The 16,427-nt window shown below is 60.9% G+C and carries 12 protein-coding genes; 3 read left to right on the forward strand and 9 right to left on the reverse strand.

Annotated features, from left to right (window positions below):
• Positions 1-66 precede the first annotated feature (66 nt).
• From LJD29_RS14020 to LJD29_RS14035, 4 genes are read right to left on the reverse strand one after another with little or no spacing between them, the layout of a single operon-like run.
• Entirely contained in the window at positions 67-1,194 is a 1,128-nt protein-coding gene (locus tag LJD29_RS14020; RefSeq protein WP_446742164.1) for a universal stress protein, read from the reverse strand.
• Positions 1,194-2,993, reverse strand: a complete 1,800-nt coding sequence (locus LJD29_RS14025; protein ID WP_446742165.1) for a sensor histidine kinase — start codon at positions 2,991-2,993, stop codon at positions 1,194-1,196. The genes LJD29_RS14020 and LJD29_RS14025 overlap by 1 nt, the downstream gene beginning before the upstream one ends.
• 50 nt (positions 2,994-3,043) lie before the next feature.
• Positions 3,044-4,816 carry a chloride channel protein gene (locus tag LJD29_RS14030; protein WP_446742166.1) on the reverse strand — a complete coding sequence of 591 codons (1,773 nt, stop codon included), beginning with the start codon at positions 4,814-4,816 and terminating at the stop codon, positions 3,044-3,046.
• Entirely contained in the window at positions 4,813-6,003 is a 1,191-nt protein-coding gene (locus LJD29_RS14035) for a tetratricopeptide repeat protein (protein ID WP_446742167.1), read from the reverse strand. Before LJD29_RS14035 ends, LJD29_RS14030 begins: the two co-directional genes overlap by 4 nt.
• Before the next feature lie 109 nt (positions 6,004-6,112).
• Between LJD29_RS14035 and larE the strand changes: the two genes are divergently transcribed.
• Genes larE through larB form a run of 3 tightly spaced genes read left to right on the forward strand, consistent with a single transcriptional unit; the run spans position 6,113 to position 9,085 of the window.
• The gene (gene larE, locus LJD29_RS14040; RefSeq protein ID WP_446742168.1) at positions 6,113-6,976 is read left to right on the forward strand and encodes an ATP-dependent sacrificial sulfur transferase LarE; all 864 of its coding nucleotides are present in this window, start codon (positions 6,113-6,115) and stop codon (positions 6,974-6,976) included.
• A gap of 13 nt (positions 6,977-6,989) precedes the next feature.
• Positions 6,990-8,315 (forward strand): nickel pincer cofactor biosynthesis protein LarC, encoded by a 1,326-nt coding sequence (larC, locus tag LJD29_RS14045; RefSeq protein ID WP_446742169.1) that lies wholly within the window; start codon positions 6,990-6,992, stop codon positions 8,313-8,315.
• The gene (larB, locus tag LJD29_RS14050) at positions 8,312-9,085 is read left to right on the forward strand and encodes a nickel pincer cofactor biosynthesis protein LarB (RefSeq protein ID WP_446742170.1); all 774 of its coding nucleotides are present in this window, start codon (positions 8,312-8,314) and stop codon (positions 9,083-9,085) included. The genes larC and larB overlap by 4 nt, the downstream gene beginning before the upstream one ends.
• Positions 9,086-9,147: 62 nt before the next feature.
• Here larB and LJD29_RS14055 read toward each other — a convergent pair whose 3' ends face one another.
• The 5 genes from LJD29_RS14055 to LJD29_RS14075 form a co-directional block, all read right to left on the reverse strand.
• A complete protein-coding gene (locus LJD29_RS14055) occupies positions 9,148-9,708 on the reverse strand; it encodes a KdsC family phosphatase (RefSeq protein WP_446742171.1) in 561 nt (186 codons plus the stop codon).
• A 40-nt stretch (positions 9,709-9,748) separates the two neighbouring features.
• On the reverse strand, positions 9,749-10,345 hold the full coding sequence (locus LJD29_RS14060) for a YceI family protein (protein ID WP_446742172.1): 597 nt from the start codon (positions 10,343-10,345) through the stop codon (positions 9,749-9,751).
• Positions 10,346-10,381: 36 nt separating this feature from the next.
• On the reverse strand, positions 10,382-11,200 hold the full coding sequence (locus tag LJD29_RS14065; protein ID WP_446742173.1) for a DODA-type extradiol aromatic ring-opening family dioxygenase: 819 nt from the start codon (positions 11,198-11,200) through the stop codon (positions 10,382-10,384).
• Positions 11,201-11,349: 149 nt separating this feature from the next.
• Complete coding sequence (locus LJD29_RS14070) at positions 11,350-13,209, reverse strand: hypothetical protein (protein ID WP_446742174.1); 1,860 nt, start codon at positions 13,207-13,209, stop codon at positions 11,350-11,352.
• A 355-nt stretch (positions 13,210-13,564) separates the two neighbouring features.
• A complete protein-coding gene (locus LJD29_RS14075) occupies positions 13,565-16,414 on the reverse strand; it encodes a PIG-L family deacetylase (protein WP_446742175.1) in 2,850 nt (949 codons plus the stop codon).
• Positions 16,415-16,427 lie beyond the last annotated feature (13 nt).

Genomic DNA, 16,427 nt, shown 5'->3' on the forward strand with positions numbered 1-16,427 from the left:
TATGTTGTGATCCCAAACAAGCAGAAAGCCCGGTCAGCAGACCGGGCTTTCTGCTTCCTGCAGGAACTACTTCTTCTCGCGCCTCATGGGAACTACCTGCACCGTCGTCTCACGCATCTCGGCCAGAAACCGATTGAGGACAGAGCCGCGCAACAGGATGTCGAAGCGCGAGCGTGCGGATTGCCCGAAGACGACGTGCGAAATATTCTCGCTCTGGGCAAAATCGATCAGCTTATCGGAGACGCTCTTGCCCTTCAGGATGACGACCTTGGCGCCGAGTTCGCGTGCCATGCGTTCGTATTCTTCAAGGCGCGCCGCGGCTTCAGGATCGCCGCCGTGCTTGCGGTCTTCGCCGCCCGTTTCCACGTAAACCGCGTACCAGTTGGTTGCCAGCCTGCCCGCAATGCGGGAGCCGGCACGTAGCAGCCGCTCTGTGCCAGGGCGGGACGAGAGGCAGACCATCACTTTTTCTGGAATGGGCGCCTGCTCGAGACCCTGGTTGCGCCGGTACTGCGCAGCAGCGCTGCCCACCTGCTCAGCCGTGGTGCGAAGGGCCAGCTCGCGCAGCATGTTCAGGTTGCCCTTGCGGAAGAAGTTCGAGAGCGACTGCTCGATCTTTTCCTGCGAATAGATCTTGCCCTCGCGGAGCCGGGTCCGCAGCTCATCGACTGTGATATCGACGTTGACGACTTCATCGGCGCGCTTCAGAAAGCTGTCCGGCACGGTTTCGCGGACCTGAGTGCTTGCCGAGCGCGAGACCGCATCGTTCAGCGTTTCGAGATGCTGAATATTTACCGCCGTCATCACGTTGATGCCGGCATCCAGCAGCTCCAGCACATCTTCATAGCGCTTGCGATTGCGCGAGCCCGGAACATTCGTGTGCGCCAGCTCGTCGACGATGCACGTATTGGGATGCCGCGCGAGAATGGCATCGAGGTCCATCTCTTCGAGCGTTACAGAGCGATAAGGCACCAGCCGCAGCGGTGTCTTTTCAAGATCCTGGATCAAAGCCGCCGTTTCGGCGCGGCCATGTGTCTCGACCAGCCCGATGACGACATCGACACCCTGCCTCTTGAGAGCATGTGCCTGCTCGAGCATGCGATAGGTCTTGCCTACTCCCGGGGCGGCGCCGAGATACACCCGCAGCTTCGCGGGCTCAACCTGAGGCTGGATTTCGTCAGAAAGATCGGCCATCAGCCCACCTCCACAGGATGCCGCGTCGCTGCGCTGGTTGCGATCGGCAGCGTGAAGCTGAAGGTGGTTCCGCTGCCGAGCCTGCTTTCTACCGATGCCTGGCCGCCCAGCGATTCCACGAGCCGCCGCACCAGCGCAAGTCCCAGGCCGGTGCCTTCGCCGGATCCGCCGGAAAAGCGTCCGAAGATGCCCGGCAGGCGCTCTGCTTCAATACCACGGCCGGAATCGCGAACGAAGAACTGCACCTTGTCTTTCATCTCCGTCGCTTCGAGCAGAATCTCGCCGCCCTCGGGCGTGTAGCGGAGCGCATTCGAAATGAGGTTATCGAGAATGCTGCGTGCTGCCCGGCGGTCAGCATTGACATAGCTCAGATCCTCGTAGGCCCGCAGATCGATATCGATTCTCTTTCTTTGCGCCTCGCCGCGATGTCGCGCGATACCATCGTTGAGAATATCGAAAGGACGCAGCTTCTCGATCTTCATCTCGCGGCGGCCTGTCTCAAGCTCACCCACCTCGATCAGGTCGGCCATCAGGTCATTCAACTGCTCGGCTTCCTGCTCCGCACCGCCGACCAGGTCGCACTGCAGCGGGCGAAGTTCGCCCGCGTGTCCTCTTGAGAGCGCATAGAGAGAAAGTCGAAGTCTCTGCAGCGGATCGCGCAGCTTCTGCGAGGCGACAGAAAGAAACCGCGTCTTGAAGCGGTCCACTTCCTGCAATTGCGTAATGTCTTCAAGAACCGTGACCGCTCCCAGCAGCTTGTTTTCGCTGTCGCGCATCGGCGTGGTGCGCAGGCGGTAATTGCGCTGCTCTTCACCGATGCGCATCGGCAACAGCGCAGCTTCACCTTCGCCGGTAGAGGCGCGCTGCATGGAGACGGCCATACGGATCGCTTCCAGGATTTTTTCTCCGCCGGGCGTATTGGTCAGCACCATCCTGTCCGACGAGCCTTTACCCAGCAGCTCGACCGAAGCCTGGTTCAGCTTGAGCACGCGTCCCTTCGCGTCCGTCACGATCACCGGCTCGAAGATCGACTGCACGACCGCGTCGCTCAGCTGATGTTCCATCTGCAGGCGTCCCGATTCGCTTTCGCGCAGGTCGCGCAGCCGTGCGATCATGCGATTCATCTCGGCCGTGATCACGCCGAAATCGTCCTTCTGACGCCACTCGATACGCTGCTGCAGGTCTCCCTGGCCGATGCGGCGAACCGTCTTTGCCGTGCTGCGAATGGGACCCACCACGAAAAAGATCATCACGGCGGCGACCGCGGTGGCCGTGACTATGGCAGCTCCGCAGGCGCTGATCAATCTCGCGCGCAGGCGCGATTGCTGGTGATCGAGGTCCGCCACGATCGCGCGATGCTGCGCGCGCAATGTACGAAAAGCACTCGTGGTCGTGGCGCTCAGTTGTTCCAGGCGGCCAGCCAGTTCGCTGTAGCTCTCATGGTTATTGGTAATGATGGCGCGATGCTGCGCTTCCAGCGCGGCGACCGGGATATCCGGAGCAAAGGCATCCACTGCCGAGTGAGCAGTGGCGAACAGCGACTGGGTCTCCTGCTGCCTCGCCGCGAGCTCCGCCGGAACGCCGCTTTCCCCGTGTGCCACGCGCGCGGCCAACATCTCTTCAGACGCCAGCGAGGCACGTGCGTCAGCCAGTGCAGCCAGCGCGGCATCGGCCGTATGTTGCGAAGAGTCCACCGCGCCCAGCGCGACAAACGATGTGCGGACGAGCATGCTCACGCCGGTCACGATAGCAACCAGCAGGAGTCCGCCCAGAACCAGCCTTTGATAAAGAGTCAGCATTGATCGGCAATCTTAGGCTAGTGGGATGTGACCCGGCGTGCAAGCAGACTTCAGTGGGAGTACTCCTGGTACCGCTTGAGGATCTTCTCGAGCGTGACCACCCCTTCCACTTTTCCCTTGACCGCCCGGTTCATAATCGGCAGAACCGGCCAGCGGGGAAAGTAGTGCAGCGTGGTGTCGAGCGGAAGATCCGGGAACAGAACCGGCGTGCGATCCTGCTTGATGGCTTTTTCAAGCAGCGTGTCCGGAGTCTGCGCCGCAGACACACCCGTCAGCTCTTCGCGGGACATGCAGTACCACGACCCGTCCCAGACCTGAACAAGCAACGCCTGAGATCCCGACTCGCCCAGCGATGAAGCAGCTGCGGCAATCGTGTCGCTGCCGCGCAGCACCGGTAAATTGAGCGGCTCGATTGCATCTTCTATATGCAGGCTGCTTTCCTCGCGCTGCTCTTCCATCGAAGGCAATTCCAGGCCATCCTGGTGCGTAAAGACCTCGAAGATGGGAACCGGGGTGAGGCTGCGGGACATCAGGTAAGCGATGGTGTTCGCAAGAATCACCGGCAGAATGATCGAGTAGTTTCCGCTCACCTCCAGCACCATGAAAACCGAGGTCAGTGGAGCGCGCAGGAAGCCGGCAAACAGTACGCCCATGCCGACCAGCGCGTAGGAGCCGATCGTGCCGGTGAAGTGTGGAAAGAATGCCTGTTCGAACGAGCCTACGCCTGCACCGAGCATCGCTCCGATAAAGAGCGTCGGCGCAAACATGCCGCCCGGCGTGCCGCTTGAAAACGACAGTGTGGTAGCCAGCATTTTGAACAGAGCCAGGATAAACAGCATCTTCCAGGCGAACTGGCCATGCATGGCCTGGTCCATTACGCCGTATCCTGGGCCCATCACCTGCGGCAGCCCGAAGAATCCGATAGCGCCGACCATGAGCCCGGCAATCGCAGGCTGTGCCACCTGCGTCCAGCGCGGCAGGGCGCGCAGCCGGGGACGAAGATAGCCAAGCGCCTTCGAAAAGACCAGCGCAAAGATACCGCCGAAGACGCCCAGGACTGCATATGCCAGCAGCTCGCGCGGGTCGCGCAGGATAACCGCCGGAATGCGGAACATCGGTTCCGATCCCCAAAAACGGCGCGCGACCACGACGCTCGAAATAGCGGAAAGCACAATTGAACCGAGTACCGCGGCGCTCCACTTGCCGATCACTTCTTCAATGACAAACAGGATCGCCGAAATAGGGGCGTTAAACGCGGCCGCGAGACCTGCCGCCGCACCGATGGGAGCAAATAGCCGCAGCTTCTCACGCGAAAGCTTGAGATGCCGGGCCACGATGGAGGCCACGCCCGCGCCAATCTGCAGCGACGGATCTTCCGGCCCGAGCGAGTGCCCGGCTCCGATCGCCAGCGCAGCGGTAATAAATTTGCCGATGACGGTCTTGAACGAGATGTAGCCGTTGTAGATGTACAGCGCGGCCTTGGTCTGGTTGACGCCGCTGCCGCGCGCCGCCGGGAAAACCCATTGCACCAGTGCCGCCACTGCCAGGCCTGTAAGCGCGGGAGCGACCAGCAGCCGGTACTGCCCCGGATGCGGAACCGAGCCCAGCATCAGCACGCGGATCCAGTCGATGGCAATGCGGAAGGAAACGACCAGCAGGCCCGACAGAACGCCAATAAAAATCGACAAAACAAGAAAGAGGCGTTCGTCGCGGGTGGGCGCGATGCGCCGCATGTCGGAGAACGGACGCCGCTTCGGCTCCGGTTTGCCCGCGATGGCTGCGGTAACGCTTTCTGCGGCCGATGCCGGGATCTCAACCTTCACTGTTGCTCTCCTTCTGCCTGCGATTGGGCGAGTTTCAGTAAAAGAGCATCGTCGCCGGTAGGTGCGCCACAGATATTCGCGGTTTGCACCTCGGTGTCGTACACGAGCTGCATCAGGCTCTGCTCCTGATCCTGGTCGCGGGCCAGCTCCGAGGCTGTGAGCTTCGCTGGCACCTGCTGCCAGCGATTGTTCAAATCGGCCAGATTTGCCGGAGCCTGCGCGGCATTCTCAGAGCAGCCCTGGAGACGCGCACGGGCCAGCCCGACCGCGTTCACAACCCTGCGGGCACGCTCCATGGCGCGAAGCTCCGGCGCGGGATAGAGCGCCAGCAACCTCTGGGCGTTGGTAAACATCGCGCGGTAGGCCTCACGCTCGTCCTCGGATTGCCCGGCAAACTCCGGCTGGGCGATAGCCCGGTCCAGGTAAGTCCGTGCGGCGGCATAACGGCCAAGCGCGAAAGCTGTGCGGCCAGCGCCTTCGAGTGCCTCCACTCGAGCAGGCTTTTGCTGCGCCAGCTGGTGGTAGACATGGTAAGCGCTCGCCGGATCCTGCGCTGCTTCCATCATCGATGCGATACGCAGCTTGATTCCCGGGTCGTCTGCGGCGTTGCCTTCCGCAATCAGCAACTGGCTGCGCGCGCTTGCGGGATCGCCGTGGCTCATCAGGTATTGCGAGAGCTCAAGGCGCACCGAAAGCCGCCGCTGGTAGCCGTCGCCATTCCATACGCCGTCCAGCGCTTCACGGTAGTGGTCGATGGCCAGCTGCTCATGGTTCTGCTTTGCGGCAAGCCGCGCCAGCTGCAGATGAATCAGCCCATTGCCCGGTTCCGCTTCGAGCAGGGAATTGAAATAGGCGATGGCTTCGGCGGAGCGGCCGCTGTCTGCAAGTGCGGTCGCCAGTTTGATCTCCGTCTGGCGATCCGGGATGAAGTCGAGAGCGGCCCGGAGCGCCTCGACAGCCTGCGCCGGCCGCCCGGCAGCCAGGGCGGCATCGCCGCGCGCCAGCCAGCGTTGTCCCAGGGTCTGCCTATGCTGCGTGTAGGAACTGAAAAGGACGTACGTCAGCACCGCCAGCGCCGATGTAATGGCCAGCAGGCTCGACAGCGCGACGACGTCATTGATAATGAGTTTTCGCTTATCGAGCCGTTCTTCTTCGGTAAGGGTAGGACGCAGCTCCAGAACCGGCATCTATCTATTTACCTTAACGTTCTTCGATGCGGTTAGCCAACGACGACCCCGGCAGATTCGCTCACGTAGCGCATTCGGAGTTACCATCGATGGGGTCAGGAGCTGGTGCATGAGCGAAGTCGCAACCACGAATACAGGCGCGGATCCGGGTGCCGGCCAGGCGCGGCTGGACGAGTGCATCCGCCGTCTTGGCAGCGTCATCATTGCCTATTCGGGCGGCATCGACTCTGCCTACCTCGCGTGGTCGGCCAGCCGCGTGCTCGGGGAAAAAGCCGTTGCCATCATCGCAGACTCGGCCTCCCTGCCGCGCAGCCACTACCGTGACGCGATCGCCTTCGCCGAGGGGCAGGGAATTGCCGTCCGCACCGTGAAAACCGCAGAGCTGGAACGCGAAGCCTATGCCGTGAACGATGCAAACCGTTGTTTCCACTGCAAGGACGAACTCTTCGACACGCTTGAAAAAGAGCGCGAAGCCATTGGTTTCGACGCCGTCGCCTATGGCCTGAACCTCGACGACCGCAAGGACTTTCGCCCCGGCCAGCGTGCTGCCGTGGCTCATCGCATCGCCGCGCCATTGGCCGAAGCAGGGCTGACCAAGGCAGATGTGCGCGCGTTGGCCCGCGAAGCCGGTCTGGAGATCTGGGACAAGCCGGCATCGGCCTGTCTCTCATCGCGTATCGAGTATGGGCGCCGCGTCACGCCGGAGAACCTCAAAATGGTCGAAGATGCCGAAGAAGGGCTTCGCCTTCTCGGCCTGCGCAACTTCCGTGTGCGCCACCACGGCGCCGTTGCCCGCATCGAAATCGCTGAATCCGAGATGGCCAGCGTGCTCGATCCGGCAAAGATGCGGCAGATTTCGGTCGAGGTAAAAGCCGCTGGTTTTCAATATGTCGCCATCGACTGCGACGGATACCGCTCCGGGTCGATGAACGAAATTCTACCCGTCGAAGTGCTGCTTCGAGCCGGAGCCTGACCCCAGGAAAAATATGCGTATCGGTTATCTCGAATGTTTCGCCGGCATCAGCGGCGATATGCTCCTCGGATCCCTGCTCGATGCAGGAGTTTCACTTGAGCTACTCCAGTCCACCGCGAAATCGCTGGGCATCGGCGCGGAGCTTCACGTCCACGCAGTGGATCGCAGCGGAATCCGCTCCACCAAGGTCGATGTACTGGCCGATGGCAAGCCCGCCGAAGGGGCGCACGATCATCATCACCACGACCATGATCACGGCCACTCTCACGGCCACGATCATTCCCACAGCCACAAGCATGAGCACGGTCATGATCACAAACACGATCACGACCACAAGCACGATCATCCCCACGTGCACGGACGAACCTGGAAGCAGATCCGCGAGCTGATCACGCAAGCTCATCTGCCCGCGAATGCAAAGTCGCTCGCTTTGCGTACCTTCGAGCTGCTCGCCCACGCCGAAGCAAAGATTCATGGCATGGCGGTGGAAGATGTGCACTTCCACGAGGTAGGAGCCGTCGACACCATTACGGATATCGTCTGTGGAGCGGTCGGTCTTACATCCCTGGATGTAGCCCGCTGGTATGCTTCGCCCGTGAATGTTGGCAGCGGTTTCGTCGAGTGCGCCCATGGACGCTTTCCCGTCCCTGCTCCCGCGACAGCGGAATTGCTGAAGGGGATTCCGACCTATTCCGACGGTCCGAAGAAAGAACTGGTCACTCCCACCGGCGCGGCGCTCCTTCGCGCCCTCGAATGCAGCTTTGAAGCCCCTGTGATGACGGCGAATGTTATCGGCTACGGTGCAGGAACACGCAACCCGGATCGCTTCCCGAATGTGCTGCGACTCTCTATCGGAGAGCTTGGAAATGCGCCGGCGCCAGAATACGAAACCGATTCCGTTACTGTTCTCGAATGCGCCATCGACGATGCCTCGCCGCAGGTGCTCGCCCACACGATGGAGCTGGCGCTCGAGCACGGCGCGCTCGATGTGATGTCGTCGGCCGTCACGATGAAAAAGGGCCGGCTCGGAACATTGCTTACCGTTCTTACGCGCCCTGCTGACGCTGGAGCCATCGAAGCACTGCTCTTCCGGGAGACGACAACGCTCGGCATTCGCAGGCGCCAGGACGAGCGCCTTATCCTCAATCGCAGCTTCGAAACGGTCGAGACGGCTTACGGCAGCATTCGCATCAAGCTCGCCGCCGACAAGCAGGAGCGCCGCAACGCTATGCCGGAATACGAGGATTGCCGCCGCGCAGCCCGCGAGCACAATATCGCCCTCAAGCGAGTGATCGAAGCCGCGTTGCACGCCTTCGCAGAAAGCTCCGTGAAAGCATGACCCGCGAATCGATCCTGGAATTGCTGGAAAGTATTCGCAACGGGCAGACCGAACCGCGGGACGCCCTGGCGCAGCTGTCAAAGCTCCCGTACGAAGACGCTGGCGTGGCGAAGATCGACCACCATCGCAGCCTTCGTCTGGGTCTTCCCGAAGTCATCTACGCGAAAAGCAAAACCCCAGCGCAGGTAGCCGAGATATTCACACGCATGGCCGCTGCCGGAGGCGATGTCATCGCAACCAAGGCCACGCCGGAGATGTCTGTGGCTGTCCGTGAGCGCGTACCCGCAGCCGTCTTTCACGAGACAGCCGCAATCATCGGTCTGAAGCAGACCGAACCGAAGCTTCCGCTTGGACCCCTCGCGGTGGTCTGCGCAGGCACCAGCGACTTGCCCGTTGCCGAAGAAGCTGCCGTCACTGCCGAATATTTAGGCATCGAAGTCGAACGCATCGTTGACGTGGGAGTGGCCGGACTGCACCGCATCCTCTCGCAGGGCGAAGCGTTGAAGCGCGCAAGGGCCGTAATCGTCTGCGCGGGTATGGAAGGCGCGTTGCCGAGCGTAGTGGGGGGGCTTGTAGCCGGCCCGGTCATCGCCGTTCCCACCAGCGTCGGCTATGGAGCTTCCTTCGGAGGTATCGCCGCACTGCTCGGCATGCTCAACTCCTGCTCACCCAACGTGACCGTCGTAAACATCGACAACGGCTTCGGAGCAGCCTACGTAGGCGCGATGATCCTGCGGACGGCAATTAGATCTGTCGATATCTCGAAATAGGCAGGCGCGGCCTTCAGGCCGCGCGCAAATGACGAGTAAAAGGGTTTCAGCCCCTGAGGAAGCTACGCCAGGGCCTGCGGAATGGCCTCTTCCCAACGGCCCTGCGCCTTCAGGATAAGCTCGACGACTTCGCGCGCCGCGCCCTTTCCGCCGCGAGCCTCGGTGATGTGATGGCAGACAGCCTTCAGTTCCGGGGCTGCATCGGATACTGCCACAGCCAGGCCGGAGCGCACAGCCAGGGGCATGTCCGGCAGGTCGTCGCCGAGGTAGGCAACTTCCTCTTCTGTAACTCCAGCCTTCTGCATGCATTCTTCATAAGCGGCAGTCTTCTTCGCCTGTCCGAGATAGACGTAGTCGACATGCAGTTCCTGCGCGCGCTGGCTGACGGCGGCAGATCTGCGGCCGGTGATGAAACCGGTCTTGATGCCCATGGTGTGAGCAAGGGTGAGGCCCTGTCCGTCATGCGCGTCAAAGGCCTTCAGTTCGGCGATGCCGCCGTTGTTGGGCAGCGAAATAAGGCAAACGCCGCCGTCGGTCATGGTTCCGTCGATATCCATGAGAAACAGACGAATCTTCCGTGCGCGGTCGAGAACCGCCTGGGGGACTTGTGCAATGTCTGGCATGGAATCGATTTTACCTTTTCGAACGGCGGCGCTGCTTTGGTTACTGCTTAACTGCTTCGATATCCAGCTGAACCTTCACGTCATCGCCGAGCATGTTGTCACCGGACTTGAGGGTGCCATTCCAGACCAGTCCGAAATCCTGGCGATGAAGTACGGTCGAGGCCGAAAAGCCACGGTGCAGCTTGTTGTCAGGGCCGGTCTGTTCCTTGTCGGGAGCGTCGAGCTTCAAGGTCACCGGTTTGGTCACGCCATGCATGGTCAGGTCACCCTGGACAACATAATCGTCGCCGGACTTCGAAACGCTCTTGCTCACGAACGTCATGGTGGGGAACTTGGCGACGTCGAAGAAGTCGGGGCTCTTCAGATGGCCGTCACGCTGCGCCACACCGGTGTCGACGGTGGTGACATCGATGGTGGCCTTGACCGAAGACTTGGTCAGGTCTGACGGGTCGAGAACAACAGTTCCGGAGATGTTGCCGAAGCGGCCATTCACGTTCGAAATGCCCATGTGGCGGATGGTGAAGGCTGCCTGCGAATGGGCCGCGTCGATTGCCCACTGTGTTTGGGCGAATGCGGCGGAAGCAGTCAAGGCGAGAACAGAGAGAGCAGCGCTACGAAGGACAGTCGAGAGTTTCATGGTCTTTCCTTTCAGTTTTGAAGATGTAAGTGGAGATTAGTTTTCGAACACGTAAGCGGAGATGGTCATGCCCATGGGGCTGTCGTGAAAGACCTGCCGCCCCTGGTCGTCCCCCGCCGCGCCCGCGGCTACCATGAGCGGCAACAGGTGATCTTCGTGAGGGTGAGCCAGGCGAGCATGTGGAGCAGAAAGCCAGCTTTTGAGCCGAAGGTTGCGGGTGGTCGCGTCCGGATGGCAGGCGGCCTCGGTGAGCCACTTGTCGAACTGCTTCAACTGGGGCAGAAAACGCCCGTCCAGTCCGCGCAGGTTGTGCGTTCCCATGCCGCTCCCGATGATCAGCACCCCCTCCTCGCGTAGCGGAGCCAGGGCCTTGCCGATGGCCAGGTGCAGTTCAGGGTCGAGGCTGCGGTGCAGGGACAACTGCACGACAGGAATGCGAGCCTCCGGAAAGGCGACCTTCAGGGGAACGAAGGTTCCGTGGTCGAAGCCGCGTTCGGGGTCGATGCTGGAAGGTACGCCGAAATCGACAAGCAATCGCTGTACGCGTGCGGCTAGCTCCGGAGATCCGGGGGCCGGATAGGTCAGCTCGTATGTGTGAGGCGGAAATCCGTGATAGTCAAAGATCAATCCGGGGGCAGCGCTCCCGGTAACGGCGAATTCGCTCTCTTCCCAGTGTCCGGAGATGATCAGGATGGCCTTGATCGGTTCAGCGACCTGGGAATGCAGCTGTTTCAACCACTGTTCGAGAGGGCCGAAGGGGTTCTTACCGCCGGGCCAGTCCATGAAAAAGCAGGGACCTCCGCCATGCGGCAGGAAGATGGTGGGGAGTTTCGGGTTGTTCGGAAGTTTATGCATATAAATCACATCCGTGACTTAAACAACAGATGTAGTATACATGCGGTTCGGTTCAGAATTATTTCGACGCCGAAGGATTTCTACAGTTGGGGGCAAAAGCAAAGGGCATCCCTTGCGGGATGCCCTTCGGTGGATTGCTTCGTTCCAGACTACGGGAGGTAGTAACGGAACGAGGTTTCGATGATGGCATCGGTGCCCTTGGGGGCTCCGCCTACACCCGACCAGGTGTTGCGATCGAAGTAGCTGTACTGGATGCCCTGGCGCAGACGGCCGGCAGGACCCTTGTAGAAGTCATACCAGTAGCCCAGCGTGTATTCCTGGACGTCCTTGTTGACCGCAGCGCAGCTGCTGGGGTTCGCGGGAGCGAAACCCGAAGTAGGCGCGGTGCCGGGGACAGGTTCCTTGCCGCAGCCCGTGTTCGAGAGCAGAGGCGAACCGTAGCCTTCGGTGCCGGTGCCGCTGGTGAAGACATAGCGGCCGACGTAGTCTCCGCCGTAGTTGGCGTAGATGTCGAGGCGCGGGGTGGCGTGATACTCGAGGGTGCTGAGGCCAGAGAAGCCGTGCAGCAGGGCCAGCTGAGCATCCGGACGCAGGGTCAGATCAGGCAGAGTGCTCGATCCGTAGCGGCCGATGCCATCGCCCCACAGTCCCTTGAGGCCCACATCGAGGTGCTTGTGGAAGGTCGGAACGCGGAGGCTGCCGCCGATGCCGCCACCGACAGTCTTGTCGTTGTAGGCGCCAGCAGACGAGGGGGTCGCACCGCTGTCGTTCGGGTAGATGCGATTGCGGAAGAAGCGGGCGATGCCGAATACTTCATAGTGTCCCCAGCCCGGCTCTGCTACGACCTTGGCGATCATATCGGGAGCGAGGTTGAAGGAGTAGCTGGCGAGGTTGCCCGAGGAGGTGGCACCGGGAGCGCCGCCGCCGTTGTACAGACCGCCATTGGTGCCGGCCGAGCCGATGAAGTAGTTCGTCGGGCAGCTGCCTCCGGTCGAGGCTGCGCACGAAGGAGCCAGGGTCTGGGCGTTTTCAGCCGATACGCCGAACCAGAACTTGTTAGCGAAGTTCTTGGTCACGCGGAAACCATACTGACGCGCCCAGACGAAGCCGGCCTCGTACTGAGGATCGATCGTCATCGGGAGGTTTTCAGTGCGGTTGGTCATGCCCTGCTTGGTTTCGGTTGCAAGCGACCACATCTGACCGCCGGTGAAGGTCCAGCCGCTCTGTGTTTCGGCCTGGGCCCAGAGCTGACGCTGACGCATCACGTAGCTGTTCGACTGGTTGTTGTTCGAGGTAACGCCTACACCCAGCCAGTCAGCTTCGTAGTAACCGCGCATGGTGAAGGCAGAGGTCTTGCCTTCGGCCAGCAGGGCGATACGGGACTGACGGCCCGAACCGAAGAACTCGGTCATGCGGGCGGCGTCGGAGTTTTCGAGCGGAATGCCGGTGAACGAGGTGTTGATATCGCCGCCGGTCGCGCGGTTGCGCCACACGGTTTCAGCAGCCAGGAAGCTGCCGGTCGGCGAGATGGTGATGCCCTTGAAGTGAACGGCATCGGGATGCTCGATATCCTTCTTGACCTGGGCCTGCTGATCCTGGATGGTCGTAACCAGCGACTGGGTATTCGTCTTCAGATCACCCACTGCGCCCTGCAGGTTGCTGACGGCCTGCGAGTTGTCCGCAAGCGTCTGCTGCTGGCTCTGTGCAGCCTGCTGAGCCTGGTTGGCTGCCGACTGAGCTGCGGCAGCGGCCTGCTGCGCCTGCTGCAGTTGTGCATCGCGATCCGCGAGCTGCTGGCGAAGGGTGTCGATCTCGCCCTTCTGCGAGTTCAGACCGTTGCGCAGTTCTTCGATCTGAGATTGTACTGACGGTTTCGCCGGAACATGCTTGCGAGCAACCGTCTTTTTCTTCGTAGACGGTTTTGTGCTCGTAGCCGTGGTCTGTGCATGACCGACCGACATGGCCGATAGCAGCACGAGACTCGCCAGCGCTTTGAGATTGGTGTTCATTTGGCCTCTCATATTTTTGTGACTGTTACTGAACCAAGGATGAAGAGAAGAAACTGCATGGGCTTCTTGCGACCCATTGCCGCGACTTTCAGACCATCCTTGTTTTCCGATAAACACACCAAAGGTGTGCCGTACGGGGCATCGGGACCGGACTTTGGGGATCGGGACGCTCGTAAACCTGTGGCTTATGTTTACAGGCGAATGTGAAAAGGCTGCGAATTTTCAGTGAATAACCCGGGAAACTATTGGTGTCCGGTGCTGGACTTCCGATATATCCGTGCTGCATTCCACGCAGATAAAAAGCCTCCCCAACGGGGAGGCCTGGTGCGACATTTCACGGTGAACTTCTGTGAATTTAATGTGAATTTGTAGCAGTGGCAGTGACGTTAAGATTGGCGCCGATGCTCACCAGGTTTGCAAGAATCCGGAAAGCTCCGGGTATGCCTTCCGGCACCTGCCGGTAAAGGGCGTAGGCAACATATATATAGTTGCCTTTTCCCAGGCGGGTGTAAATGAGGCCGCCGCGCTGCGGATCCTGTCCAGGATCGTGTGTCTCGGTGAGAGGAGAGTAATGGCTGTCCCAGGAGTCGAGGAAGGAATGGCCGCGCTCCTCGACCCATCCGTTGAAATCTGCGGAGGAGATTTTGTTCGGCCACTGGAAGAGAGCATTGTCTGTGAGGGTAACCGGATCCTTCTCTTCCACGACCTTTTCGGGATTGCCGCCGAGTGACAGCGCATAGGGAGCGTCCTGCGATCCGAAGCCGACGCTCTGATACTGCACAATGAGCGAGCCTCCCTGGCGAACATAGTCCATTAAGCGCTGGGTATTGGCTCGCAGTTCAGGGCGGTTGGAGTAGGCGCGGATACCGATGACGATGGCGTTGTATCGGCTCAGGTCGCTGCCGGAGATTTCTGCTGTAGTGAGCAGGTGTGGGTGCAGACCCAGCTCTTCCAGCGCCTGCGGCATGGCGTCGCCCGTCCCCATGATGTAGCCGATGTTCAGTTTTGGATCGACCTTCACATCCGCACCGCGCGCTTCGTACGAAGCGGAACGATAGAGGAAGTAGGGACGCACGCCGGGGTATCCGACTTCCTGTACGCCTTCGTTGAAGAGATCGTTTCCACTCTGCGCGATTGCTTTAATCGGAACGCTGGAGGTGTCGACGGCTGTTGGGTGAATCGTGAAGGTAGTCGGAATGGCTTCGCCCGCGCGCAGATGAAGGCTGGCTGTAGGAGGATCGGATGTCCAGCCGGAGGGCAACTCGAGATGCAGGGTTGCGTCATCTTTCTCGGCCTGCTCGTTCTTTACCGTGACCGTAAGTGGGAACGCAGTCGCTCCGAGTGTGACGATGCCTGCGTTCGAGGAGAAGCCGACCGAGATTTTCGGCAGAACGACAAGCGGCTCGTAGAGGCTGCCGAATCCATGCTCGCGATGCACGGTCTGCACGACCTGCCCGATGCGAATGGGCAGGCCGTCATAAGTGAACTCCGCCCATCCGGCCAATGGATAAGGCGCGAGCGGACGGTTGGCAAGCTTCGGGTCAGAGAGATCGTAGTATGCCTGCTCGGTATCCGGCCGTGAGAAATAGGGCCGCGTGAGCCGGGCGTTATGAGGAACGGTTACACGGTAGATGATGTCTCCGGCGTTGCTCCAGACGCTGTCCATGCCGGGCGAACCAAGGCGCTGCATGGTCCACGGCGTGGTGTCCGAGGGCTCGAGCCAGGTTTTGGTCAGCCGCAACGGACCGCCGGTAGACCACGGGCCCGCGCTGGTGACGTGCAGGCGCACATCGAACTCGGAGCTGGGAGTAACGGCAATCGGCGTGTCAGCCGCTGTATTCGAGAGCGCATCGGGCTTGTCTGCGGTGCGCGGGATAACGAAGGCGTTGACCTGCAGGCCGAGAGCTTCGGCAATGGCGGTGTTGAACTGTGTGACCTTCACCCGGAGCTCGTGATCGATGTTCGCTTTGTCGGTCGCGGAGAGCGGGCTGTCTTTGACGGCGGCGATAAGGTCGAGAGTCTCGCGATAGCCGGCGGCCAGTTCGGGCGCGATCTTCGACGGATCGGACGGCAGGTAGCCGAAGGTGGCCGTCATTACATGCTGGTCGATCTTGCTGAGCGCTGTTTTCAGAAAGGTCGCGTCGCCGTGCGCGAGGATCGCCATACCGGGCAGCGAGGTGTCGATGCCGTCGAAGATGTTCGTCTCATGATCGCTGACGGGGACGTCGGAAGCATAGCGGTGATAGGCGACTGAAACCGGACCGGGTAGCGGGTAGTTGCCGCCTCCGTACTGCGACTTCTGGTTGCTCCAGCCTTCACGCGCGATCTGGAAATAGGAGCGTCCGAGGATGGGATCGTAGGTACCCTCGGGAATCTGGACATCCGCGGAGGGTGCCTTGTCGCTCCACTCGCCGGTGATGTAGTTGTAGAAGCGCACCGGCGCCCACTTGTTGGTCGCGTAGTCAAACATCCCTCGCTGGGTGATGGAGAAGAAGGGAAGGCGCTCGTAGATCTTTAACGGCTTCCAGGGCAGGAGGCCTTCGGCGATCTGGTCGGGGAAGACATTGGGGTCGCCGGCAAGCTTGTAAACCTCCTGCGCGGCTTCGCCCGCTACCTGGTGGTGGCCATGGCCATCGGTAATGCCCCCGACAAAGACCGAAGTGACGACAAGCGGCCGGTATATGCGCACTGCGCGCACTGCGTCATAGAGGACGCGATCGCGGCCCCATTTTTCATGCGCTTCGTCGATGGTCTTTGAGAAGCCGTAATCGGCAACACGTGAAAAGAACTGTTCCGTGCCGGAGTATTCGTCTGCCAGTAGAAGTTCGTTGGTGCGGATGAGGCCGAGTGCGTCGTCTGCTTCGCTGGACATGGCGTTCTGTCCGCCCTCGCCGCGGGTGAGGGTGAGCAGGGCTGTTCGCGCGCCGAGGCCGCGCGATTCAAGCGTGAGCAGGCCGCCGTCTTCATCGTCAGGATGAGCCACGATGGTCATGAGGCTCGCCCAGGTGTGCAGCTTGCGCAGGGTCTGTGCGAGGCCGTCCGCGCCTCGATCCTCGGGAAGCGTCTGGGCATCCGGCGAGGCGGCAATCTGCGTTTGCCATGGCGTGACCTGGGAGAGCAAAGAGCCGGCAGACAGAGTGCAGGCGAGCGCCAGGCAGATTGCAGGACGCGGCAGTCGTAGAGGTGAGCGGCGAGCAGCGTGCATGAACATTCAGTGT

Origin of the sequence: Silvibacterium acidisoli, from assembly GCA_022870745.1 — a bacterium.
Lineage (GTDB): Bacteria > Acidobacteriota > Terriglobia > Terriglobales > Acidobacteriaceae > Silvibacterium.